Below are 23,625 nucleotides of genomic sequence, written 5' to 3'. Positions count from 1 at the left end.
AAGTCCGGTGAAAAGTGCTGGGGTTCAGCGCAATACCCAGCAGGTATCACCAGGGCTCGTCAGCCGCGACGAACTCCACCGCGCAGCTTCTGGCGGATCTCATGGCGGGAGCTGACGTCGAACTTCACCAGGGCGTTGCGCACGTGAAAGTCGACGGTGCGCACCGATACTCCCAGTTCCGCGGCGATCTCCTTATTGGTCCAACCATCCGAGATCAGCACAGCGACCTGGCGTTCCCGTGCAGAAAGGCCATCCATGGGCCCTGCATGGACCGACGTGACATCCTCTGCCACGGGCCCCGACTTCGCGGCGGGCTGAGCTGGTGTCGGGGGGTAGGCGGTATGTGCGCCCCGCGGGCCGCCAGTGAGCCTCGGCCGCAGAGCCGACAACTCGTCCAGGGTGATCCGCAGCAGACCCGGCGAGCCGATGCTGGCAAATGCCGCAGCCGTCCACTCCAGCCCGTCGACCACCGTGCTGCGATGACGTCTGAGCTCATCAGGGAAGGCGAGCACCAGGGCTCCCATGTCCAGGAAGTTCAGGGCTTTGAACATGCGGTAGCCGCCCGAGTCGGATACCGGCTGACCATGGCGGAGCGGCGGCTGGGCATCCAGCCATTCGGAGACTCGCAGAAAGCGTGTCATCGCCGTTGCGGGATCGTGTGCCTGCCACGCACCAAACGCCTCACAGTAGTCTGTGACCGTCTCGAGGAACTCGGCCCGCGCGGGGGACTCTCCGGTCGCCACCGCTCGGCGCAGAGATGTCACCAGGGATCCCCAGCCTGCGTAGTGCGCTTCACGAACCAGCAGCAGCATCGGCTCTATGCCGGCTCTTGCCCAGCCCCCGGAATCATCGCGCATGCGGAGCAGCTGCTGAACCGCGTCTTCGTGTTCTCCTTCGACCACGGCCTTCCATGCATGAAGGTAAGCCAGTGCGGCCGAGACCACCGGGCCCACCTCTTTGCGCACGGCCGAGATCTCAGCGACCAGGGGAGCGACATCGTCGTACCGGCCGCGAGCCACGGGAACCAGCGCCCAGGTCAGATAGGAGAGGAGGGCGATCGAGTCCTCCCCTGCGGAGAGCGCACTGCCGCCTGAGGACGCCACCACGTCCTCACCTTCTTCCCAGAATCCTGCCATGAACAACACGTGGGACAGTTGGATTCTCGAGTAGGTCAGCAGCGGAAGGTCAGGCGGAATCACGCCGGTGCTGTGCAGGTCGGCGTAGGCGCTGTTCGGATCGCCGATGAGACGCAGCCGAGTTCCGCGGGCGGCGAGGAGGCCCAGCTGGAACAGCTCAGAACCTGGAATGTCGTGCAGCGTGTGGAGCTCGCCGGTGATGAGTTCGACGGCCTCACTCATCCGGTGTGGCTCCCGGCGCTCCATGGCGCGCCACATTCTGATCGAGGCCCTGAGTCCTGTGACATGCGCACGTTCCCACTCCAGAGCAGAACGCGGGGTCTCGCCCTGATCCTGCAGCTCTATGCGACGGCTCAGGTCCTGGTCCATGACCTCAAGCATCGCCAGAGTCTCGTTCTGGATGTCCCCGATATCAGCAGAGGCTGACCTGATGCCGAGCTGAACTGTCACATGAGCTGTCGCATAGGCGTAGGTCAGTCCGGCTGGGGATCCTGCGTCTGACCATCGTTGCTGCTCGAGTGCGGCGACCGCGCCGTGCATGTTCTCCCGGTCAAGCTCCACAAAGGCGATGCCTGCCTGCCGCAGCAGTCCCGGGACGAGGGATCTGATCGCGGACTCGAAGCGCACGAAACAGTCCAGGTGTCCCAGCGGCACCGCCAGGTCCATCAGCTCCTGCAGCGCATCGGGGTCTGGTCGCAGCTGCGCGATGTCGAGACGGCGGTGAAAGGCCTGGTCGAGTTCTCCACGATTGACGGCTTCGCGGGCGGCGGCCGCAAGGTCGCTGATCAACGCGCTCTCGGAGTCAGCTCCAGGGAGTATCCGTGCAATCTCCACACGATGACTCAGTGCCCGGGCGGCACCTACCACCGTCATAAGCTTCTGGTGGATGTCTGCCAGGTCCGTGACATGGATCTTCTCCACGAGCGCCTCCGCCACGAGGCTGTTGCGGACCTCGTAGCCGAGGGAAGAGTCATCCAGGATCACGAGCCCCGACCCGAGCAGCCCATGCACGTCTGCGGAATGTCCCAGAGCGGCGTCGAGCTGGTGCTTGCGGAGAGGCTCGGCGGCGACGGCGAGAAGCTGCAGCGCCCGCTGGGTCTCATCAGATACAGACTCCAGCATGTCGTCCAGGGCTCGGCGCATGCGGCGCGCGGCATGTCCCCCCTTCATCGCGGCCACGGAGGCAGCCAGCCTTCGCTGGCCGACGGGAGTCGCGGCGAGGTGCTCACCGACTTCACTGATGAGCAGCGGATAGCCCGAGGTCTCTCGGTGGACCGTCTCGATCAGACTCACGCTCAGAGGAGTGTGGAGATGCTGTGCCAGCAGCTCGTGAGTCTCGACCTTGCTCAAAGGAGTCAGGGTGAGGTGAGTGGCGTTCGGGCTGTTCCTCGCGAAGTCGCCCAGGCGACTGACCACTGGACGGGTGGAGGGCGTCCCGCACATCACGACGAGGACTGCGGCGTCCCGCAGCAAGGTGCAGATCCGCAGGAGCGCCTCGGCGGATTCTGAGTCGATCCATTGGATGTTGGCCAGGGTGATGACCGTGGGGCGCCGCAGGCTCTCGGCGCGGCCTAGGCCCTGGCTCACAAGCTCGTCGATGCTCTGATCCCCGACAGGGACTTCCGGAGGGAGGACCAGCCTTCGCAGCAGCGCCCCTGAGACCGAGCTCTGCTCTCTGTCCAGGACGACGGCGATCTCGCGCCACTGGTCGTAGGGTTTCAGCGCCTCCCGGAGCAGCTCGCTCTTGCCCGCGCCGACGAAGCCCTCGATGTAGACCACCTGGGCTCTGCGCTGCGAGGCGAGTTCGGCCGCCCGACGAAGCTGATCCACCTCTCTGTGTCGTCCCACATGGGTCCGCCCGGAGGACACAGCATCACCACGACTTTCCTGTTCGTCTCTGTCGGATGCATCCGTTCAGGCACTGCGCGAACGTGAGGCATCAGGGGCGCGATCTTCCTCCCCTGGGAGACCAGAATCGGACGGCTGTCCGCATTTCTGGAGATCCACGGCACAGCCTATCAACATTTATGTGTGATATACGCCACGTCGTGGTGTCGGGCGCTCCCCTGCGGAACCGGGCGCTCAGCCGTCGAGGATCTGGCGCTTCGCGGAGATGACCCCGGTGTTGAACCCGGAGAGATGAAGGTTGCCGTGGAAGCGGCCGTGCTCGATCTTGATGCATCGGTCCTGCACCGCATTGAGTCCGGCGTCCTGAGCCAGCTGCATGGCCTCCTCGGAGCGGATCCCCAGCTGCGCCCACAGCGTCTTGGCGCCGACCTCGGCAGCCTCTTCGGCGATGCCCGGCACGTCCTCGGGTCGGCGGAAGATGTCCACGATGTCGGGAGCCTCCGGAAGGTCCTTGAGCGAGGCGTAGACCGGCTGGCCCAGGACCTCCGTGAGCCGCGGATTCACGAAGTAGACCGTGTAGCTGGAGGAGCTCATCAGGTAGGTGGCCACGAAGTAGCTGGCTCGCGCAGGCTTGTCGGACATGCCCACGATCGCCACGGACTTCGCGCTGCGCAGCAGCTGCAACCGTCGTGAGGGCGACGGCGCGGTCCAGCGGCCATGGGGGTGTTCGGCCGTTGCCTCGCCGTCGTCATGCAGGGTCTGCTCGCTCATCACTTGTCTCCTTCGACTGCGGTGCTCAGCGCCTGGTCCAGATCCCAGATGATGTCATCGACGTCTTCGATGCCGACTGAGATGCGGATCAGGTCCTCAGGGATCCCGGCGGCGCTCATCTGCTCGGGGGAGAGCTGCTGGTGGGTGGTGGAGCCCGGGTGCAGGATCAGCGTGCGCACATCGCCGACATTGGCCAGGTGGCTGGCCAGCTGCAGGGACTCGATGAACCGTGCGCCGGTCTCGCGTCCGCCGCGGATGCCGAAGCTGAACACGGAGCCCACGCCCTCGGGCAGCATCTCCTTGGCCCGGTCGTGATCCGGGTGGGAGGGCAGCCCGGCGTAGTTCACGTAGTCCACGCGCTCATCGGCCTCGAGCCATTCCGCGACCTTCTGGGCATTGGCGACGTGCTCGTCAATCCGCTGCGGGAGGGTCTCGATGCCCTGGATGAGGTTGAACGCGGCCTGTGGGCCGAGCGAGGGCCCGATGTCGCGCAGCTGCTCGGCGCGCAGCTTGGTGAGGAAGCCGTATTCGCCGAAGTTGCCCCACCAGGAGAGCCCGCCGTAGGACGCCACGGGCTCGGTCATGGCGGGGAAGTTCCCGTTGTCCCAGGGGAACTCGCCGGATTCCACGATCACCCCGCCCAGAGTGGTGCCGTGACCACCCATGAACTTGGTCACCGAGTGGATCACGATGTCCGCGCCGTGCTCGAAGGGTCGGATCAGATACGGAGTGGTCAGCGTGGAGTCCACGACCAGCGGCACGCCGTGCTTGTGCGCGACCTCGGAGAGTCCGCGCAGGTCGGCAATGTCAGAGCTGGGGTTCGTCACCACCTCGGTGTAGACCACCTTGGTGTTCTCCTGCATCGCGGCCTCGTAGTCCGCAGGGTCCAGAGAGTCCACGAAGGTGGTCTCGATCCCGAAGCGGCGCAGCGTGACATCGAGCTGGGTGATGGTGCCGCCGTAGAGCTTGGAGCTGGCCACGATATGGTCCCCCGAGCCGCAGAGCGCCGCGAAGACCAGGAACTCGGCACTCATCCCCGAGGCCGTGGCCACCGCGCCGATGCCGCCCTCCAGGGAGGCGATGCGCTCCTCCAGCGCGGAGACCGTCGGGTTGCCGATGCGGGAGTAGATGTTCCCGTACTTCTGCAGCGCGAAGAGGTTCGCGGCGTCGGTGGTGTCCTTGAAGACGAAGGAGGTGGACTGGTGGATGGGCACGGCACGGGAGCCGTAGACCGCATCGGGCACGGCTCCTGCATGCAGGGCGCGGGTGCGGAAGCCGAACTGGCGATCGCTCATGTAGCTACCTCTTCTCTCCGCGGCGCGGTCCCGCGCCGTTGGCAGATCTCTTCAATTTTCGGAACACAGGGTTCATTCTGCAGGCTCGTGGTGTCCCCGAGGGTCTCACCGTCATGCAGCTGGGTCAGCAGCCGGCGCATGATCTTCCCGGACCGGGTCTTGGGCACTTCCGGCACCGGGATCACGCTGCGCGGTTTCGCCACCGGCCCGATCACCTCGCCCACATGGCTGCGCAGCGCGCTCAGCAGCTCACGTTCGGCGTCGCTGCCCGCGCCACCTGCGGCGTCCAGGCGTTCGCGGGCCGCAGTGGTGAGCACGGTGAAGGCGACGGCGGCGTGACCGGTCATCTCATCGAAGACGGGACAGACCCCCGCCTCGACCACGTCGGGATGGGAGATCAGCGCGGATTCGATCTCGATGGTGGAGAGCCGGTGCCCGGAGATGTTGATGACATCGTCGATCCGTCCCAGGATCCAGAGGTCCCCGTCCTCATCCCTCCGGGCGCCGTCCCCGGCGAGGAACCAGCCCTGATCAGCGTACTTCTCCCAGTAGGAGCTGTAGTACCGCTCGGGACTTCCCCAGACCGTCCTGGCCATGGAGGGCCCGGTCGCGGTGAGGACGATGTTCCCCTGCGTCCCCGCAGGCACCGGTCGGCCGGCGTCATCGACGACGGCGGCGCCCCAGCCCGGCATCTCGCGGCTGGCCGCACCGGGCTTGAGTCCCGGACGTGTGAACCCGGCGTCTTCGGGGCGTGGGGAGAGCACCGTGGACCCGGATTCGGACTGCCACCAGGTGTCCACCATGGGAAGTGCCGGCTGGCCGGCGTCGTCGGTGGTGTCTCGGCCGATCTGCCGACGGATCCACTGCCAGGCCTCGGGGTTCACCGCCTCGCCCACGGTTCCGGCGAGCCGGATGGAGGAGAGGTCATAGTGCTGCGGGACGCCGTCCGGGAACCAGCCCATGAGCGAGCGGACCAGCGTGGGGGCGGTGTAGTACGTGCTGACCCTGTGCCGCTCGATGATTTCGAAGTGCCGACCCTCGTGCGGGGTGTTCGGGGTGCCTTCGAAGATCACCTGGGTCGCGCCGGCGGCCAGCGGGCCATAGATCTCGTAGGTATGGGCGGTGACCCAGGCCAGGTCCGCCGTGCACCAGTGGACGTCATTCGCGCGTCGCGCCGGGTCCGGATGGGCGAAGAGCCGCAGATACGTGTAGAGCGCTCCGGTGAGGTAGCCACCGGTGGTGTGGACCAGGCCCTTGGGCTTGCCGGTGGTGCCAGAGGTGTACATGATGAACAGCTCGGTCTCGGCATCGAAGAACTCCGGGCTGTGCTCGGTCGAGGCGGTCTCCACCACCTCGTGCCACCAGAGATCGCGCCCCGGGGTCCATTCCACGGCTGAGTCGGTGCGCCTGATCACCAGGACATGTTCCAGATCTCCACCGTGCTCCACAGCGGCCTCGGCCACCGCGGCGTCAGCGTTGGCCTTCACCGGGACCGCCTTGCCGCGTCGGTACTGACCATCGGTGGTGACCAGCAGCTTGGCTCCGGTGTCCTCCACGCGGAACTTCAGCGCCTCGGCGGAGAACCCGCCGAAGACCAGCGAGTGCACGGCGCCGATCCGCGCGCAGGCCAGGGTGATCACGATCGTCTCCACGAGCACGGGCAGGTAGACCACCACACGGTCCCCACGCGTGATGCCCATATCGGTCAGCGCGTTCGCCGCCTGGTTGACCCGGCGGCCGAGTTCGGCATAGCTGACGTCTTCGCGGTCTCCGGGCTCACCCTCGAAGTGCAGGGCGATGCGTTCACCGCGTCCAGCCGCGACATGGCGGTCCACGCAGTTCACCGCGGCGTTGAGCGTTCCGCCCTGGTACCAGCTGATCTCCGGGCCCCGCCGGATCGCCGGGTTCGGCGGGACCCAGGAATGCGTCTGCTCCCAGGGTGTCTCCCAGTCCAGCAGGGTGGCGGCCTCGGTCCAGAAGGCCATGCGCTCGTCCTCGTTCACCGGGTCGGACCAGTGATGGACATCTGCCCGCAGCGGATCCGTGGAGGCGAGCGCGGCACGTCCTGCCTTCACCGAGGGCGCGCCGGAGGGCAGGGCAGGGGTGTGGTGGGTGGTCAACAAAAGGCCCTTCAGGGTCAGCTCAGCGGGGTCAGGGTCTTGAACTCATGCTGGTGGAAGACCAGTCCGGCGGCATCTTCGGTGAAGTCCAGATCCAGGATCTCGAGCACGATGATGTCGTGGTCCCCGGCCCTGACCTGGTCATAGATGCGGGTGCGCAGCCACATCGGCACCCCCTCCAGGAGCAGCGCAGAGCCGTGCAGCTGATAGCCGACCCCGGTGAAGCGATTGGCCCGGTCCTTGGAGGCGATCTGGCGGCACAGCCCGTACTGATCCCGACCGAGCACGGAGATGCCCAGCTCGCTGCCGCTGGACTGCAGCTTCGGCCAGGTGGAGGAATCGTGCTGGACGGCCAGGGTGACGAGCGGCGGCTCCAGCGAGACGCCCACGGTGAAGGTCGAGGCGATGATCGCCTCGGGGGAGCCGTTGACCTCAGCGCCGACGGCGACGACACCCTGTGGAAACTGGGCGAGCGCATGGCGCAGCGCAAGAGAGTCCACGCGGGATGTGGCGGGAGCTTCGAGAGTACGAGCAGGGACAGACATGCAGATCAACTCCATCGGTCCTGGCGTTAGCACCCGGCGTATCCGGGTTGCTGCGGCGTCTCTGAGCCAGATCTCTCAGCCGCTCGGGATGGTTACAGGGCAACGCTACGCGCTGGTCCCATCGACCAGCAATATTTGTTCGCACTGTGAGACGTCGTATGACGTCCGGTCGCCGAGTTGCAGAAACTGTGTTCAAGGACCGGCGTATGAACACAGCAGGACACCTGGCGTCATGATCATTTGACGAAACCCGTCGTTCGTCCTCTATATTTGGGTCCATCACCATCCAGAGCGACTGAGGGATCTGGCCCGTCGACGTCGCAGCAACCCGGGACTGCCGGGTGCTAACGCCAGGACCGATGGAGGAAAGTATGAACATACATCTGCCTGTGTCCCAAGAGCTGCGCGACGCCGTCGAGCGTGCCGGGCTCTCCGCGCTGGACCGGGAGCTCAACCGCGACCTGGCCCGTGACCAGGTGCGCGACCTGGCCGCAGCCGGCATCGGCAGACTGCGACTCCCGGCAGCCGTGGGCGGTTATGGCCTCGACTGGGTGCAGACCACCGAGGTCCTCCTCGAGCTTGCGGCGGCAGACAGCAACCTTCCTCAGGTGCTGCGCGGACATCTCGCGGTGCAGGAGGACCTGCTGTGGCGCTCAGCGACAGAGCGTCCAGAGACCGAGCAGAGTGTGCAGCTGTGGCTGGGCCGACTCGCTGCGGGGGAGCTGGTGGGAAATGCGTGGACCGAGCCGGGCAAGGGAGGCTTCCATCGCTCCGGGACAGTCGTCAGCGAGACCCCGGCAGGGCCCGTGGTCAACGGGGTGAAGTACTACACCACCGGAGCGATCTTCGCCGACTGGCTGGATGTCACGGCCCGAGACGAGGCCGATAATGAGCTTGCCGTGCTGGTGCGTCGGGATCAGCCCGGGGTGCAGGTCGAGAACGACTGGGACGGTTTCGGCCAGCGGACCACGGGCTCGGGCACCGCGAGACTCACCGATGCCGCCGTCGAGACCGCAGAGCTCCGCGGTCTCACCGACCGCTTCCCCTATCAGACCGCGCTCTACCAGCACATCCTGCTCATCGTCCTGGCGGGGATCGTGGAGGCCGCCGCGCGCGATGCCGCGGCGCTGCTGCATGAGCGCCCGCGGACCTATACGCACGCAAACACGCGGACTCCGCGCACGGACCCGCAGCTGCTTCAGGCCATCGGCGAAGTGGACGCGGTCGCCGCGCTGGCCCGAGCGCAGGTGCTGCACACCGCGTCACACCTGGATGCCGCCTATGCCGCGCGCACAGGCAGCCCCGAGGAGGCGATCGGCGCCGCGAACGCGGTGGAGCTGGCCACAGGACGGGCGCAGGTCGCGCTGCACCGGCCCGTGCTTGAGGCGGTCACCCGCATCTTTGATGTGCTCGGCGCCTCAGGAGTGAGCCAGGCCCGCGGACTGGACCGCCATTGGCGCAATGCGCGCACGGTGACCAGCCACAATCCCTGGGTGTACAAGGCGCGGATCGCCGGCGATCACCGCGTCAACGGCACCGAACCGGTCCGGCTGTGGAGTGTGGGCGAGCCCGATGTTCCGGCGGTCACCCAGCTCGCCTGACGCCGCCTCCGTCTTTCCAACGCCGCGCTGTCCTCAGACGCTGCAACGTCCTCAGCCGTTCCACCGCCCCGCCGGTCCTCGGCTCCGGGCAGGCGCCTCTGGCGGTCTCGGCACAGCACCCCGCCCAGTCCTTGCCCCCGCCCGACCTCGCAGCCCAGCCCGACCTCACAGCCCCGCCCCTCACTGCCCAGGAGAACCCGTGTCACATCCTTTGAACACCACAGCGGAGCCCCGCACACACTGGACCGGCGGGGCTTCCGCCGCAGAGCTCGAGGACTGGAGCTCCATCGCCACCCACGTGGCGCAGACCCTTGCCGGTGATGCCGTGGAACGAGACCGCGCGAATGAGACGCCCTACCGCGAAGCTCGGCTGCTCAAGGCCTCTGGGCTGGTCACCCTGCTGGTGCCCGAGCAGTTCGGCGGCGGCGGCGGCCATTGGGCCACGGCGCTGGAGGTGATCCGCATCCTGGCCCGCGCGGATGCCTCCATCGCCCAGCTTCTGGCGTACCACTACATCAACGAGGCGAACATCCTCTTCAGCATCCCCGAGCCCAGAGACCGCGAGCGCTGGTTCCGCGCCACGGCACAGGGGCAGTGGATCTGGGGGGATTCGGTCAATCCCACGGATCCGGACCTCACACTGGTCCCCACCGAGGACGGCTACCGGCTCAACGGCCGAAAGCGATACTCCACGGGCTCCGCCGTCGGCGATGTGCTCCTGGTCAATGCGCGGGTCTCCGAAGGTCCCGAGACCGGCCGCATCCTCGCCTTCGTCCTGGAGCACGGACGCCGGGGGGTCACCTATGTCGACGACTGGGACTTCCTGGGTCAGCGGCTCTCCTCCTCGAACACGGTGACCTACAGCGATGTGCTGGTGGGCGAGGACGACGTCCTCGGCTTCCTCACGGAGGAGCCCTACTCCGCGCTGGTCACCCCGGGGATCCAGCTCGCCTTCGGCAATCTCTACCTGGGCATCGCTGAGGGGGCGCTCGCCAAAGGCCGGGAGCTGATCAATGCCCGTCCCAATGCCTGGTTCCTCTCCACGGCCTCGAAGTACCGGCACGATCCCTTCGTCCAGCGGCTGGTCGGGGAGCTCAAGGCGAACACGGCCGGGGTCGCCGCGCTCGCCGAGCGGGTGAATCGGCGCTTCGAACACGTGCTGACTCTGGGGGAGGAGGTCACCGACACAGTGCGCGGCGAGCTCGCCATCGAGATCGCCGAGCTCAAGGTGATCTCCTCGGATGTCGCCACCCGCCTGACCCACCAGATATTCGAGGCCACCGGCACCTCGTCCACCGCCTCCAAGCATGGATTCGACCTCTACTGGCGCAACATCAGGACCCATTCGCTGCATGACCCCGTGGACTACAAGAAGCTCGAGGTCGGCGCGCACTTCCTCAACGGTGAATTCCAGCCCATCTCTCTCTACACGTGAACCGGAGTTCAGCCATGACCCGCAGACCACTCATCCTCTCGGCCTTCCTGATGAACACCACGAGCCACATCATCGGCGGCGCGTGGCGGCGCGAGGAGGCCGAACAGCACCGGTTCAACGAACTCGGCCACTGGACCTCGCTGGTCAAGAAGCTGGAGGACGCCGGCTTCGACATCGCGTTCTTCGCAGACGTGGTCGGACTCTACGGCGACCATGAGGGCGGCTGGGCCTCCCATGTGCGCCGGGGCCTGCAGATCCCCGCCAACGATCCGCTGGTGCTGCTCTCTGCCCTGGCAGCTGTGACAGACAGGATCGGTCTGGCCCTGACCTCCTCGGTCATCCAGGCGCATCCGTTCACCTTCGCCCGGCAGCTCTCCACCCTGGATCACCTCTCCGGGGGACGAGTGGGGTGGAACGTGGTCACCAGCGCCCAGGAGAACGCCCACCGCAACTACGACGCCGCAGGTCTGGCGCTCCACGAGGACCGCTACGCCTGGGCCGAGGAATACCTCGACGTCTGCTACAAGCTGTGGGAGGGGTCCTGGACGGAGGAGGCGCTGCTGCAGGACAAGGCGGCCGAACACGAACGCGGGCGGGGACTCCACGCAGATCCCGCAGGAGTGTCCAAGATCAACCACGTGGGTGCCCGGTACAGCGTAGAAGGTCCTCATCTGTCGGCTCCCTCCCCTCAGCGCACCCCCTTCCTGTTCCAGGCCGGGTCATCGGATCGAGGCCGCGATGTGGCCGCGCAGCATGCCGAGGCCACCTTCTCCATGGCTCCGCGCCGGGACATCGCCGCGGCCCACGCCGCAGACGTCAAGGACCGCGCTCGCCGCTTCGGCCGATCACCGGAGGATGTCAGCTTCATCCAGGGCCTTTCCTTCGTCATCGGTGCCACCGAGGCAGAGGCTGCGGCCAAGGCCGCCGAGCTCGACGAGTCCATCGATGACCATGCGCTGATCGCGCACACGGCAGGCAGCCTCGGGGTCGACGTCGGACACCTGCCGATCGACACGCCCCTGGATGATCTCGAACACACCGAGCAGGCACAGGGTCACCTCGAGGAGATCAAGAAGATGGCGCCGAACGGGCGGGTCACGCTGCGCGACCTCGCGCGGTTCCGCGCCCAGTCCACCCGTGTGGTGGGCACCCCGGAGCAGATCGCAGATGAGCTGGCGGACTGGCAGGACGCCGGGATCGACGGGATCAATGTCATCAACTCCACCATCCCGGGCAGCTATGACGAGTTCATCGAGCACGTGCTGCCGGTCCTGCGTGACCGAGGCCTGGCGCGCCGCCCCGGGGAGACCGATTCCGGACCCGTGACTCTGCGTGCCCGACTCACCGGCTCCGACCGGCTGCCGGACTCGCATCCAGCCGCCGGCTATCGGGGTGCCTTCAGCCACACCAGCGCCGAGGCCACCGAAGTGCCTCGGGAGGCGTTCCTGAGCTCCCGCTAGCCCCCCTGAAGACCCGCCCCAGCACCCAGCACACCTCGAGTGCACGACCCAGCACGACCCACAACCACACCTCAGCGGCACCGACGTGCCAGCAGGACAGACAAGAACAGGACTCACGCTCATGCGACCGAACACCTCCCTCCACCGGCGCGGACCGCTCGCGCTCGCCGCCGTCGTCTCCGTGGTGGCGCTCACCGCCTGCTCGGCGGACGCCGGGGCCGATGTCCAGGGCGACGCAGCCTCCGGAGACTATGAGGGCGAAGAGCTGAACCTGCTGCTCAACGCCTCCCACGAGGGTGCCGGCGAATGGCTGGCCGAGCAGTACGAGGCCGAGACCGGGGTGCAGATCAACGTCACCACCGTCCCCTATGACGAGATCGCCTCGCAGCTGACCCTGGATCAGCAGTCCGGGGCGAACACCTACGACGTCTCAGCTCCGTGGTATGTCTCGCTCGGCGATCTCGCCGACGACGGCAGCATCCAGTCGCTCACCGAGTACGTGGAGTCCACCCCTGAGGTCGACGTGGAGGACTTCATCCCCAGCATCTGGGAGCCCTATGCGCTCGTCGATGAGGAGATCTATGGACTCCCCTTCGACGGCGACATCCATGCGCTGTTCTACAACGAGGAGATCCTCGAGCGCAACGGCTTCGAGGAGCCCCCGGCCACCTGGGACGAGTACGCGGAACAGGTCAGCACGATCACCGAGAACGAGAGCCAGGACGGCGTCTACGGGGCGGCGGTGTTCGGCGAACAGTCTCCGATGATCCTCGGCGCCAGCTTCGCCAACCGGCTCGCGGGGTTCGGCGGAGACTTCCTCGACGCTCAGGGTCGGCCGGCCATCAACTCAGCGGAGGCCGTCCAGTCGCTGGAAGCGCTGGAGGACGTCTGGGAGGATGCGCTGCCCACTCCTGCCGAGACCGATTTCGGCGCCGGCAACTCGGCATGGTTCGCCGGCAAGGTCGGATTCATCGAGAACTGGACCGACCTGGGAGTGCGCTCGCAGGACCCGGAGTCCGGGTCAGAGGTCGTGGACGGATGGGGCGTGACCTATCTTCCCCGCGCCGAGGAGGGAGAGAGCCCCCGAGCCTCCCTCGTGGCAGGCTTCAGCTGGGTGGTCGCAGGGAACACGGACAAGGCTGACCTCGCGCAGCAGTTCATCACCTGGGCCGCCTCCGCCGAGGTCAATGCGGAGCTGCTGACTGCGCTGCCGCCCACCGGGATCGATCCGAACCGGGTCACCTCGCTGCAGGACGAGACGTACTCCGAGGACTTCCCCGAGCTCCAGCAGGTCAATGAGTCCACCCTCGACGGTGCCCTGGCCTGGCCCACCGGCACCAACGCCACCGAGGCGGCCCAGGTGCTCACGGACGAGCTCGCGGCATACCTCTCCGGGCAGCGTGGTTCCGCCCAGGAGACCCTGGACACGGTGCAGAGTGAATGGGAGAGGCTCCTTGTCGACTGATCAGCTCCAGCGCTCCCCGGCGGCTCCGTCGCCGCCTCCGCATTCACCTCGTCCACCGGCCGGCTCCGGACCGCGGCGTCGCCGCTCGGATCGGTTCCTGCACCGGGTGTTCGTGACCCCGAGCGTCCTGACGCTGCTGGTGCTGGCCCTGTATCCGCTGCTGTTCATCGCCGCGGCCGCCTTCTCCCGATCCAGCCTCGGCCAGCCGTTCCAGGAGTTCTCCGGTCTGGAGAATCTCCGGACGGCGGCGGGGGACCCGGCCGTGCAGGACTCCATGGTCCTCGGCACCGGCTATGCGCTCGGGGTCGCGGCGGCAAGCACCGTCCTGGGAACGATCACGGCCGTGGCGCTGTGGCGCTCGGTGCGTTCCGGGGCCGTGCTGCGCACGCTGCTGCTGCTTCCGATGATCGTGCCGCCGGTCATCGTCGGGATCCTGTGGAGCTTCATCTTCAGCCCCTCCGGCGGACTGATCGACACCGCGCTGCGGCAGTTCAGCTCCTACTCCGGGACCTTCGCGGTGCTCTCCGACACGAGCTGGGCCATCATCGGCGTGGCCGTGGCCGACACCTGGGAATGGACCCCGCTGGTGGTGCTGCTGGTCTTCACCGCCCTGCTCGGTCAGGATCCGGAGATCCTGGAGGCCGCACAGATCGACGGGGCCCAGCCCGTGCAGCAGTTCTTCCACATCACGCTGCCGACCATCGCGGGCACCGTGGCGGCGGCATTCCTGATCCGGCTGATCCTGGCGTTCAAGGTCTTCGACCTCGTCTACGTGATGACCTCTGGAGGCCCCGGGTCCTCCACCCAGGTCCCCGCCTATCTGATCTGGCGGGCGGCCCTGCAGAACTTCGACGTCGGGATGGCCGCCTCCATCACGCTCGTGCTGGCAGTGGTGGTCACCCTGGTCACCCTCCCGATCTTCTATCTCACCAAGAGGCTCCGCGATGATTGAGACCGCAGAAGCACCCAGCAGCAGCCTCGTCGAAGGCGCCGAGCCGCCCCCGCCTCGAACCTCACCCCGGACAGCTGCCCGGCGCGGGGGGCCTCGGCCCCGCCGGACACCGGGCCTGGTGCTGAGCTATGGCTGGGTGGCGCTCTCTGCCGTCGTCGTCCTGGTGCCGCTGGCCTACCTGGCCTCCCTCTCGCTGATGACCCAGGGGCAGATCTCCGCCGGGCTGCTCCTTCCTGCAGAGCCCGCCTGGCAGAACTGGGGCAACGCCTGGAACTCGGCGATCCCCCGCGGGATCGCCAACTCCCTGGCGGCGGCCTTCATCGGGGCGCTGCTCACGCTGGCGCTCGCACTGCCCGGAGCCTGGACGATCGCCCGGCACCGCACCGGCGGGTCTGCGCTGAGCGGGCTGATCCTCAGCCCCTGGCTGCTGCCGCCCGTGGTGGCGATCATCCCGCTGCTCACCCTGCTGCGGCTTCTCGGTCTGATCAACACGCTTCCGGGACTGACGCTGGTCTACGCGCTGATGAACGTGCCGGTGGCCATCTGGCTGCTGGATGGATTCATCCGTCGCATCCCCGTGGAGATCGAGGAGGCCGCGCGCCTGGACGGAGCCGGAGAGCTGCAGCTGCTCTTCAGGGTGGTCGTGCCGGTGCTGGGACCAGCACTGATCGCCGTCGGCGTCATCGTGGCCATCCTGAACTACAACGAGTTCCTCTTCGCCACCTTCCTGACCCAGAGCGAAGGCTCCCAGACCGTCCCGGTGGTCCTGGCGGGGATGCTCAGCGAGCGAGTGCAGGACTTCGGCCGGATCGCCGCGTCCTCGCTGCTGGCGGTCATCCCGATCTTCACCATCGCGGTGCTGCTGCAGCGTCACCTGGTCGAGGGACTCACCACAGGAGCCGTGAAATGAGTCAGCCGGGGCCCACATCTACTCCAGCACGATCCGATTCTGAAGGAGCATGAGAATGACCTATCCCACCACAGCAGAGGGCAGGCGCGAGATCCTGTTCAACGCCTTCGACATGAACTGCGTGGTCCACCAGTCCCCGGGCCTCTGGCGCCACCCTGAGGACCGTGCCCGCGAGTACAACACGATCGGCTATTGGACCGAGGTGGCGCAGATCCTGGAGCGCGGGCTCTTCGACGGCCTGTTCATCGCCGATGTCCTGGGCCCCTATGACGTGTTCGGCTCGAACCCGGACGCCGCCCTGCGCTCGGGCGCCCAGATCCCGCTGCAGGACCCGTTCCTGCTGGTCTCGGCGATGGCCGCCGTGACCAAGAACCTGGGCTTCGGCATCACCGCCGGCACCGCCTATGAGCACCCGTATCCGTTCTCCCGCCGGCTGGGCACGCTGGATCACCTCACCGGCGGTCGGGTGGGCTGGAACGTGGTCACCGGCTACCTGCCCTCCGCCGCGCAGAACATGGGCCAGGACGACCAGATGGAGCACGACCGGCGCTACGACCACGCCGACGAGTACCTGGAAGTGGTCTACAAGCTGCTCGAGGGCTCCTGGGAGGATGACGCCGTGGTGGCGGACAAGGCCTCCGGCGTCTTCACCGACCCCGCCAAGGTGCACCGGATCGAACATCAGGGGGAGTTCTTCAAGACCCCCGGCATCGGCGTCGTGGAGCCCTCCCCGCAGCGCACACCGGTGATCTATCAGGCAGGCGCCTCCGCCCGCGGGCGCGCCTTCGCCGGCAGGCATGCCGAGGCGGTGTTCATCAATCCGCCCACCAAGGAGCTCGCCAAGGCCTCCGTGGCGAAGATCCGTCAGTCAGTGGCAGAGGCCGGACGGGACCCCTACTCCGTGCGGATCTTCGCGATGCAGACCATCGTCACGGGTCGCGACGACGCCGCCGCGCAGGCCAAGTACGAGGATCTGGCTCAATACATCGATGCCGAGGGCGGACTGGTGCTGATGTCGGGCTGGATGGGGATCGATCTGAGCCAGTTCGACCTGGACCAGCCGATCGGGGATGTGGAGTCCAACGCCATCCAGTCCACCGTGGAGACCTTCCAGAAGGCCTCCGGCCGGGAGGACGAGGCCTGGACCGTCCGGCAGCTGGCCGAATGGGTCGGCGTCGGCGGATTCGGCCCGGTCATCGTCGGTGGCGGGGCCTCGGCGGCGCAGCAGCTCATCGAGTGGCAGGAGGAGACCGACGTGGACGGGTTCAACCTCGCGTATCACATCACTCCGGGCACCTTCGAGGACGTGGTGGAGCATGTGGTGCCCGAGCTGCAGAAGCTTGGCCGGTACAAGACCGAGTACACCGAGGGCACCCTGCGCAACAAGCTCTTCGGCGCTGGCGATCACCTGCCCGCAGAGCACCACGGAGCCCAGTTCCAGCTGCGCCGGAAGAGCTGACCGGCCCTTCTAGTGCGCAGAATACCGGGGCTTGCGCGATCTACCGGGCCGAGGTTCGGCTGGTAGAACGCGCAAGCCCTGGTAAAGCGCGGCCGGCGCGGGGGAGCGGAGGGTCAGGCCCAGGTCTTCAGCGCCTTGCGCTCGAGCAGGCCGAGCAGCGTATCGGTGAGCTTGCCCAGCAGGGCGAGCAGCACGATGGCCAGCAGCAGCCGGTCCGTGCGCCCGTTGTTCTGGGACTCGGTGAGCAGGAATCCGAGACCCTCGGAGGAGGCCAGCAGCTCGGCGGCCACCAGGAACAGCCACGCCTGGGCCAGTGCGAGCCGGAGACCGGAGAACACGCTGGGCACCACGGCGGGAAGCTGCACCGTCCCCAGCAGCCGCACTCCGTGGAAGCCGAAGGCGCGCCCGGCCTCGACCAGCTGAGCGTCCACATGGCGCAGCGCGGAGTGGATCGCGGTGAACACCGGGAAGAACGCGCCGATGGCGATCAGGATGACCTTTGAATCCTCATCGATGCCGACCCAGAGCAGCAGCAGCGGCACCCAGGCCAGGGACGGCACTGCCCGGAACGCGCCCACTGTGGGATGCAGCAGGCCGTCGGCGATGGAGGAGAGACCCAGAAGCGCCCCCAGCGCCAGTCCCAGGACGGCGCCGATGGCGAAGCCCAGCAGCACGCGCTGCAGAGAGATCGCCATGTGCTCGAAGAGCTCGCCCGATTCGAAGAGTCCCAGCCCGGCGCTGAACACCGCCTGCGGTGCGGGCAGCTGCACCTGGCTGAAGGTGCCGGTGACATCGGTGGCCAGCCACCACAGACCCAGCAGCAGCACCGGGACGACGGCGCCGATCAGCAGTCCGCCTCCCGGCACCTTCCTGGTGAGCCGGTTGCGGCGTCTCGGGGGCTTCGGGGTGGCATCGGGCACCGAGGCACCCGTGACGTAGAGGGTGTCTGTCACTCTTCGGTCTCCTCGATGTCAGCCTCGTCTGCGGCGTCCTCGGTGCCCTCGGCGTCGGTTGCTTCGCGGTTCTCGGCGAACTCGGGATGGAACAGCGACTCCAGCGCCTCGTCCACGTCATCCTGGCTGTCCACGTCGCCGTTCTCCACGAAGAACGGTCCGGCGGCCTCCATCGCGGCGTAGACGTCATCGCCGGGCACCGGATCGATGTCGAAGTTCGTGCGCTCGGTGATGACGGCCTCGGCGATCTCCGGCTCGATCCCGGCGTACTCCGCGAGGATCTCTGCAGTGCCCTCGGGGTTCTCGGTGGCCCATTCACGCGCCTGCTCGTAGACGTTGACCACGATCTGGGCGATGTCGGGGTGGTTCTCCACGAAGTCACCGGTCGCGTTGACCACCGAGTAGGTGTTGAAGTCGACGTTGCGGTAGAGCAGCTCGGCGCCGTCGGCCTCTGCTCCGGCCATGATGGGATCGAGGCCGGCCCAGGCGTCGACGTCGCCGTTGGCCAGCGCCTGGCGTCCGTCGGCATGCTGCAGGGCCTGGATCTCCACGTCGTCCACGCTGAGTCCCGCCTCCTGCAGGGAGCGAGCCATGAAGAAGTAGGGGTCCGTCGCCGGCGTGGCCGCGATCGATGCACCCTCGAGATCCTCCACCGATTCGATGTCCGAATCCTCGTTGATGACCAGGGCAGACCACTCAGGCTGATTCTCGATCATGATCGTGTGAGTGTCCGCGCCGACCGCGCGGTTGAGCAGCGCCGCGGATCCGGCGGTGGAGCCCACGTGGATGTTCTCGGCCCGGAGGTTCTCATTGGCGACGTTCGAGCCCTGGGACTGGACCCATTTGACGTCCACGTCGAGTTCCTCCAGCTCCTCCTCCAGCCAGCCGTTCTCCAGGATGATCAGGCTCAGCGGGTTGTAGGTGGCGAAGTCGATGTTCAGCGTCTCGAGCTGCTCGTCCTCGCCGCCATCGCTGCCGCAGGCGGTGGCGAGCAGGGCGACGGCGGCGGCGACCGAGACGGCCTTCGTGGCCGAGCCGCGGGAAGTGCCGAACGAGTGGGAAGCGGTGGTGCTGGGCATGGAGCGCCTTTCGGTTCTTCAACGGTGCAGCTTCGGATGAAGCTTCAGTGGTTATGTTCAGGGTTGGGCTTCAGCGAGCGGGGTGCCGCCGCGCGCATCCGCCCCAGGGCGGGCCGGCGGGCTGCTCGGATCGACCTGCGGCCCTCGGCGTGCGGAGAGGCTCCAGACGGCGACGGCGACGGTGCGGAGGTCAGTGGGTGTGGGAGTCCACGCCGAGGCCGGAGAACAGCTCCCCGCGCAGGGCAGCGAGCTCTGCGGAGGCGCGGTCTCGGGGGCGGGTTCCCGGCACTTCCAACAGCCGCGCGATCGTCGCACCTTCGGCTGCTGCGGGATCCTGCGGATTCCGGCCGAGCAGCAGGACCCGGTCCGCGAGCTGGAGCGCCTCGTCCACGTCGTGGGTGACCAGCAGCACAGTGGTGCCGGTCTGTGCATGGAGGTCGAGCAGCAGGTCCTGCATCTTCAGCCGCGTGAGGGCGTCCAGGGCGCCGAAGGGCTCATCGAGGAGCAGCACGCCGGGACGCCGAGCCAGTGCCCGCGCCAGTGAGGCGCGCTGGGCCATGCCCCCTGAGATCTCCCGCGGCCGCAGCGAGGCCCGGTCGCGAAGCCCTACCAGTTCCAGCAGCTCATCCACGCGTTCGCGCCCCTCGGCCTTGGACAGGCTGCGCGGCAGGCCGAGACTCACGTTCTTATAGATCGAGCGCCAGGGCAGCAGGCGCGGCTCCTGGAAGCCGACGGCGGTGCGCTCGTCATAGCGCTGCACCGGTGATCCGTCGATCAGGATCTGACCGGTGCTGCCGGTGTCGAGACCTCCGACGGCGCGCAGCAGAGTCGACTTCCCGCAGCCCGAGGACCCGAGGATGGCCAGCACCTCGCCGGGAGCGACGGTGAGACTGACATCGCGCAGCACGGTGTGCTCACCGAAGGAGCGACCGACGCCGTCGAGTCGAACATCGAGCGAGGTGTAGCCGGGTCGGCCGGTCGATGCCGCGCCGGAGCCGGAGGCGGGGGCACTGGAGCCGGTGGCAGCACCGGGTGCCGTCACGTCGTCCTCGGTCAGGGTGGAGGCAGGCGAAATCATCAGAGGAATACTCCCATCGATCCTGGCGGTAGCACCCGGCGAACAGGCACCTGATCAAGGTGCCCATACCCGGGTTGCTGCGGCGTCGACGAGCCAGATCTCTCGGCCGCTCGGGATGGTACGTCCACCAGGATACGCACAGGCCCAGAATCTGATCAAAATTGATTTCATTGGGTGAGACAAAACGACACAAAGAGCGTGGTCGTGCCCGGCCGGTCAGCGCGAGGCGCGGTGCAGCAGCTGGTCGATGATCGGATCGTTGACCCGCCGAGCCGTGCCATAGGCCGGGTAGTGGAACTGCATGAGGTTCGCATAGGGGTTCACGTCCAGCACCACGGCCTCCGCCGCACTTCCCAGATCCGGTGCGAGCATGTCCACCGCCCCCGCGCCCAGGCCGGGAACAGCCAGGAGCCCGTCTGCGGCGAGGTCTCGGAGCTCATCGCTGAGCAGCTCCAGGACATCGACGGCGAGCCCTCCGCCTCGAGCGGTGTCTGCCGTCGGGGTCAGGAGCTGCAGCGCGCCGCGCTCCGGAACGGTCTGCATCGTGATCCCCATCGGAGCGAGGAACGCGTCGGTGACTCGGGGCTGCCGGGCGGAGAGGTAAGCGTTGGGCCGGCGCCGCTCGAGCTCCGCGGCGGCGAGTTCTCCCACAGTGCTGAGTCCGTCGCCGATGACGTAGAACGGGACGCGGGCGACGGCGGCGACCACCGTCTCGCCGACCACATAGGCGCGGATGTCCAGGCCGGGCCGGTGCTCCTCCACCATGATCACGTACCGCGCGCTCGAGGTGGCCGAGCGTGCCGCCATCGCCGAGGTCCACGCCTGGCGCAGCTGCTCCTTCGTGGTCACAGCGGTGGTGATGCCGCGGCCTGCGCGCCCAGCGGAGGGTTTGACCGTCACCGGCCCGCCGGACTTCTTCAGATGCTGCACGGCGCGGCTGAACTCGGTGGGATTGATCGCCCGGCCCCTGGGGGTCGGGACCTCGGCCGCCTGCAGGTACTTCTTCGTCATGGCCTTGGAGGCGGAGACTCGGCGGGCCTGGTGGCTGACGAGGGAGGTCACCACAGTGTCCATCCCGCCGACCACCATCCCGGCGAGGAAGAAGAGGACGTTCGAATCGTTGATCTTGGTGATCGTCATCTTCTTGCGCCGGGCGGCGCGGTGGAGAAGCATCTCGTGGTCCATGATGTTCTGCCAGCGGTGCAGCTGATCGAAGGCCGGTTCGAGCTGCTCGGCGATGAACGTCTCGAGGGCCTGCGGCTCCGCGTCGAGCTCAAGTGCTGGGCGAGCTCGCCGGTCGGCCTCGGTCTGCCCGGGCTGGGTCTCCACTCTCATGGGGCTCAGATTATCGTGATGCACGAAGCAGGATCTCCTCAGCGATGGCCCCTGCGACGTCACGGGAGTCGCCGTAGGCGGGGAAGTGCGCGGGACTGATGTCTGCGTCAGGCAGAACTGCCCGGACGAAGGCTCCGTCGGCAGACCCCAGGTCGGGGATCTCGAGGTCGACGGCGGCCGCGTTGAGCCCCGGCACGGCGGCCACGGCCTCCACGGCCAGTTCATGCAGCGATTCGTGGATCGCTTCGGTCACGTCGACGCTCAGGCCTCCCGTGCGCATCTCCAGCGAGTCTCCCAGGCGCACCAGCTCCTGCGCCTCGGGAACCCGGGCGAGCTCCTCCGGCTGTTCGTGGAGGGTGGGCTGTGTCGCCTGCGTCGGAGGCGCGGCGAGCAGAACGTGCCTGCCGCGCGCCTGCGAGTCTCGTGCGATGAGTTCACGCAGGGTCGAGCGTCCGTCGCCCAGGACCATGGCGGGAAGCAGAAGCAGCGCCGCGCACACCCGGTCACCGACGACGAAGACACGGACGCTGCTGCTGAGCGTGACCGCGGCAGAGGCTCCCGGGGAAGATTCCTCCGCGGAGCCGGGCTCGTCTTCGGCGGCCCGCGGGTCCTGTGCCACAGCGATGTCCTGGATCTCCAGATGCCGACGCAGCAGCGTCGGGTCCGCGGTGATCCTCCGGGCATGAGCGCTGACCAGCGTGGTGACAGTGGCGTCCATGCCGCCGACCACGACCCCGCCGAAGACGAAGACGAGACTGCGCTCGCCCACGGGCCGAAGCTCCACTCGGCGCCAGCGCAGCGCCTTCCGAATCAGCTGGTCGTGCCGCGGCACCTCGGCATGCTCGTTCATCGGCTGGGTCGAGAGCGTGTCGATGATCAGGCGGGCGTCGGAGGTCTCAGGCGGCATAACTCTCAGGATATAGGTAGGCCGTGGAGCCGACCCCATGCAGTCCAGGGCGGCCCCACGGCCAGCTGCGCTCGTCAGCGCGGAGTCTCAGCTGCGGGAGGGGCCGGAGCCGTTGTTCGAGCCGGAGCCTGAGCCGCCCGTGGAGGGTCCGCTGCCTGATCCGCCCGTGGAGGAGCCTGAACCGCTGCCGGAGCCGCCTGTCGCGGGGCCGCTGCCGCCTGTGGAGGATCCGGAGCCGGAGCCGCCTGTGGAGGAGCCTGAACCGCTGCCGGAACTGCCGGTGGAGGATCCCTGCGTGGAAGACCCACCGGAGGAGGAGTCTGACTTCTGCCCGGCTCCCCCCGCCTTCTCGTTGACCTTCTCGGAGGTCTGGCTCGCAGCCTTCTCAGCGGGGCCGCCGATCTTCTTGGCGGCTTCCTCGGCGCGTGCGGCCGCGTCGACGGCGGCACCTGCCACGGGGCCCTTGGCGTCCCCGGCACGCTTCTTCACGGAATCCGCAGCCTCGGAGGCGTACTTCTTGGCGGTGTCCTCGGCCTTGGAGACCTGCTCCTGGACCTTCGGGTCCTTCCACTTCTCGGCGGCGTTCTTCTTCACGGTGCTGAGCGTGCGCTCGAATTCTGCCCTGCCGCGCTTGCTGCCGATGAGGTAGCCGATGGCTACGCCTGCGCCCAATGTGAACAGTCTCATGATCAACTCCGTTCTGCCGGTGGCTTGGATGCCTGTCGTACGTGACCCCTCCGAACTTAGCCGGAACAGTGCGCCTGTGTCACGGCCATGACCGCTTCAGAACCCTGAGAAAACCCTGATTCTGCCGAAGCTGCGCTGCCTGCTTCCAGCTCAGCGCAGGACTGCGGTCCGCGGATCCAGCTGGTCCGTTGCGCCGGGAACGGGTTCGGCGGGGTCGTTGCCCAGCTGGACGATCCGGTTCTCAGTGTCCACGTGCACCACCTGGGGCTGGTGCGCGAGGAGCTCCGTGGCGTCGACCATGACATAGGAGATCAGGATGATCAGATCCCCGGGCTTGACCAGATGAGCGGCAGCACCGTTGATGCCGACGACCCCGGAGCCCCGGGGCCCGGCGATCGTGTAGGTCTCCAGCCGCGCACCATTGGTGACGTCGACGACCTGCACCTTCTCGCCCTCGACGATTCCGGCGGCCTCCAGGAGGTCGGTGTCCACGGTGATGGACCCGACATAGTGCAGGTCCGCGTGGGTCACGGTGGCGCGGTGGATCTTGCCGCCCATGACGGTCCTCAGCATGTGGGGCTCGCTTTCG

Annotated in this window: 19 protein-coding genes and 3 riboswitches; of the genes, 7 read left to right on the top strand and 12 right to left on the bottom strand. The window is 67.4% G+C overall.

Annotation, left to right across the window (positions count from 1 at the left end):
* Positions 1–59: 59 nt before the first annotated feature.
* The 5 genes from H4W27_RS13880 to H4W27_RS10210 form a co-directional block, all read right to left on the bottom strand.
* Complete coding sequence (locus H4W27_RS13880) at positions 60–2,984, bottom strand: helix-turn-helix transcriptional regulator (RefSeq protein WP_192595841.1); 2,925 nt, start codon at positions 2,982–2,984, stop codon at positions 60–62.
* A gap of 234 nt (positions 2,985–3,218) precedes the next feature.
* On the bottom strand, positions 3,219–3,755 hold the full coding sequence (locus H4W27_RS10225) for a CoA-binding protein (protein ID WP_192595840.1): 537 nt from the start codon (positions 3,753–3,755) through the stop codon (positions 3,219–3,221).
* Positions 3,755–5,050: an O-acetylhomoserine aminocarboxypropyltransferase/cysteine synthase family protein gene (locus H4W27_RS10220; RefSeq protein ID WP_192595839.1), complete on the bottom strand. Its 1,296-nt coding sequence runs from the start codon at positions 5,048–5,050 to the stop codon at positions 3,755–3,757. The genes H4W27_RS10225 and H4W27_RS10220 overlap by 1 nt, the downstream gene beginning before the upstream one ends.
* On the bottom strand, positions 5,047–7,035 hold the full coding sequence (gene acs / locus H4W27_RS10215; RefSeq protein WP_192596551.1) for an acetate--CoA ligase: 1,989 nt from the start codon (positions 7,033–7,035) through the stop codon (positions 5,047–5,049). Before acs ends, H4W27_RS10220 begins: the two co-directional genes overlap by 4 nt.
* 152 nt (positions 7,036–7,187) lie before the next feature.
* The gene (locus H4W27_RS10210; RefSeq protein ID WP_192595838.1) at positions 7,188–7,715 is read right to left on the bottom strand and encodes a flavin reductase family protein; all 528 of its coding nucleotides are present in this window, start codon (positions 7,713–7,715) and stop codon (positions 7,188–7,190) included.
* An 8-nt stretch (positions 7,716–7,723) separates the two neighbouring features.
* Positions 7,724–7,810: riboswitch (SAM riboswitch) on the bottom strand.
* A 184-nt stretch (positions 7,811–7,994) separates the two neighbouring features.
* A riboswitch (SAM riboswitch) is annotated at positions 7,995–8,081 on the top strand.
* A 5-nt stretch (positions 8,082–8,086) separates the two neighbouring features.
* Here H4W27_RS10210 and H4W27_RS10205 point away from each other — a divergent pair.
* From H4W27_RS10205 to H4W27_RS10175, 7 genes are all read left to right on the top strand, one after another.
* Positions 8,087–9,316, top strand: a complete 1,230-nt coding sequence (locus H4W27_RS10205; protein ID WP_225939083.1) for an acyl-CoA dehydrogenase family protein — start codon at positions 8,087–8,089, stop codon at positions 9,314–9,316.
* A 199-nt stretch (positions 9,317–9,515) separates the two neighbouring features.
* Positions 9,516–10,751, top strand: coding sequence for an acyl-CoA dehydrogenase family protein (locus H4W27_RS10200; RefSeq protein ID WP_318782286.1), 1,236 nt, complete (start codon positions 9,516–9,518; stop codon positions 10,749–10,751).
* Between the two features lie 14 nt (positions 10,752–10,765).
* A complete protein-coding gene (locus tag H4W27_RS10195; RefSeq protein WP_192595835.1) occupies positions 10,766–12,211 on the top strand; it encodes an NtaA/DmoA family FMN-dependent monooxygenase in 1,446 nt (481 codons plus the stop codon).
* A gap of 121 nt (positions 12,212–12,332) precedes the next feature.
* Positions 12,333–13,676 (top strand): ABC transporter substrate-binding protein, encoded by a 1,344-nt coding sequence (locus H4W27_RS10190; RefSeq protein WP_192595834.1) that lies wholly within the window; start codon positions 12,333–12,335, stop codon positions 13,674–13,676.
* On the top strand, positions 13,666–14,628 hold the full coding sequence (locus H4W27_RS10185; protein ID WP_225939082.1) for a carbohydrate ABC transporter permease: 963 nt from the start codon (positions 13,666–13,668) through the stop codon (positions 14,626–14,628). Before H4W27_RS10190 ends, H4W27_RS10185 begins: the two co-directional genes overlap by 11 nt.
* A complete protein-coding gene (locus tag H4W27_RS10180; protein WP_192595833.1) occupies positions 14,621–15,538 on the top strand; it encodes a carbohydrate ABC transporter permease in 918 nt (305 codons plus the stop codon). The genes H4W27_RS10185 and H4W27_RS10180 overlap by 8 nt, the downstream gene beginning before the upstream one ends.
* Positions 15,539–15,593: 55 nt before the next feature.
* Positions 15,594–16,997 carry an LLM class flavin-dependent oxidoreductase gene (locus H4W27_RS10175; protein WP_192595832.1) on the top strand — a complete coding sequence of 468 codons (1,404 nt, stop codon included), beginning with the start codon at positions 15,594–15,596 and terminating at the stop codon, positions 16,995–16,997.
* Positions 16,998–17,110: 113 nt separating this feature from the next.
* On the opposite strand, the gene H4W27_RS10170 is transcribed toward H4W27_RS10175, so the two are convergent.
* The 7 genes from H4W27_RS10170 to panD form a co-directional block, all read right to left on the bottom strand.
* Complete coding sequence (locus H4W27_RS10170; protein WP_192595831.1) at positions 17,111–17,950, bottom strand: ABC transporter permease; 840 nt, start codon at positions 17,948–17,950, stop codon at positions 17,111–17,113.
* The gene (locus H4W27_RS10165; protein ID WP_192595830.1) at positions 17,947–19,029 is read right to left on the bottom strand and encodes an aliphatic sulfonate ABC transporter substrate-binding protein; all 1,083 of its coding nucleotides are present in this window, start codon (positions 19,027–19,029) and stop codon (positions 17,947–17,949) included. The genes H4W27_RS10170 and H4W27_RS10165 overlap by 4 nt, the downstream gene beginning before the upstream one ends.
* Positions 19,030–19,219: 190 nt before the next feature.
* A complete protein-coding gene (locus H4W27_RS10160) occupies positions 19,220–20,107 on the bottom strand; it encodes an ABC transporter ATP-binding protein (RefSeq protein ID WP_192595829.1) in 888 nt (295 codons plus the stop codon).
* A 10-nt stretch (positions 20,108–20,117) separates the two neighbouring features.
* A riboswitch (SAM riboswitch) is annotated at positions 20,118–20,229 on the bottom strand.
* Positions 20,230–20,323: 94 nt separating this feature from the next.
* Complete coding sequence (locus H4W27_RS10155; RefSeq protein WP_192595828.1) at positions 20,324–21,442, bottom strand: ATP-binding protein; 1,119 nt, start codon at positions 21,440–21,442, stop codon at positions 20,324–20,326.
* A gap of 10 nt (positions 21,443–21,452) precedes the next feature.
* Positions 21,453–22,349: a hypothetical protein gene (locus H4W27_RS10150; protein WP_192595827.1), complete on the bottom strand. Its 897-nt coding sequence runs from the start codon at positions 22,347–22,349 to the stop codon at positions 21,453–21,455.
* Between the two features lie 87 nt (positions 22,350–22,436).
* Entirely contained in the window at positions 22,437–23,036 is a 600-nt protein-coding gene (locus H4W27_RS10145) for a hypothetical protein (RefSeq protein WP_192595826.1), read from the bottom strand.
* Between the two features lie 150 nt (positions 23,037–23,186).
* Positions 23,187–23,609 (bottom strand): aspartate 1-decarboxylase, encoded by a 423-nt coding sequence (panD, locus tag H4W27_RS10140; protein WP_192595825.1) that lies wholly within the window; start codon positions 23,607–23,609, stop codon positions 23,187–23,189.
* Positions 23,610–23,625 lie beyond the last annotated feature (16 nt).

The sequence above is a fragment of the Nesterenkonia lutea genome (assembly GCF_014873955.1).
Taxonomy (GTDB): Bacteria; Actinomycetota; Actinomycetes; order Actinomycetales; family Micrococcaceae; genus Nesterenkonia; species Nesterenkonia lutea.
The sequence above is the reverse complement of the archived record's forward strand: the minus strand, read 5'-3'. Positions and strand labels throughout refer to the sequence as shown.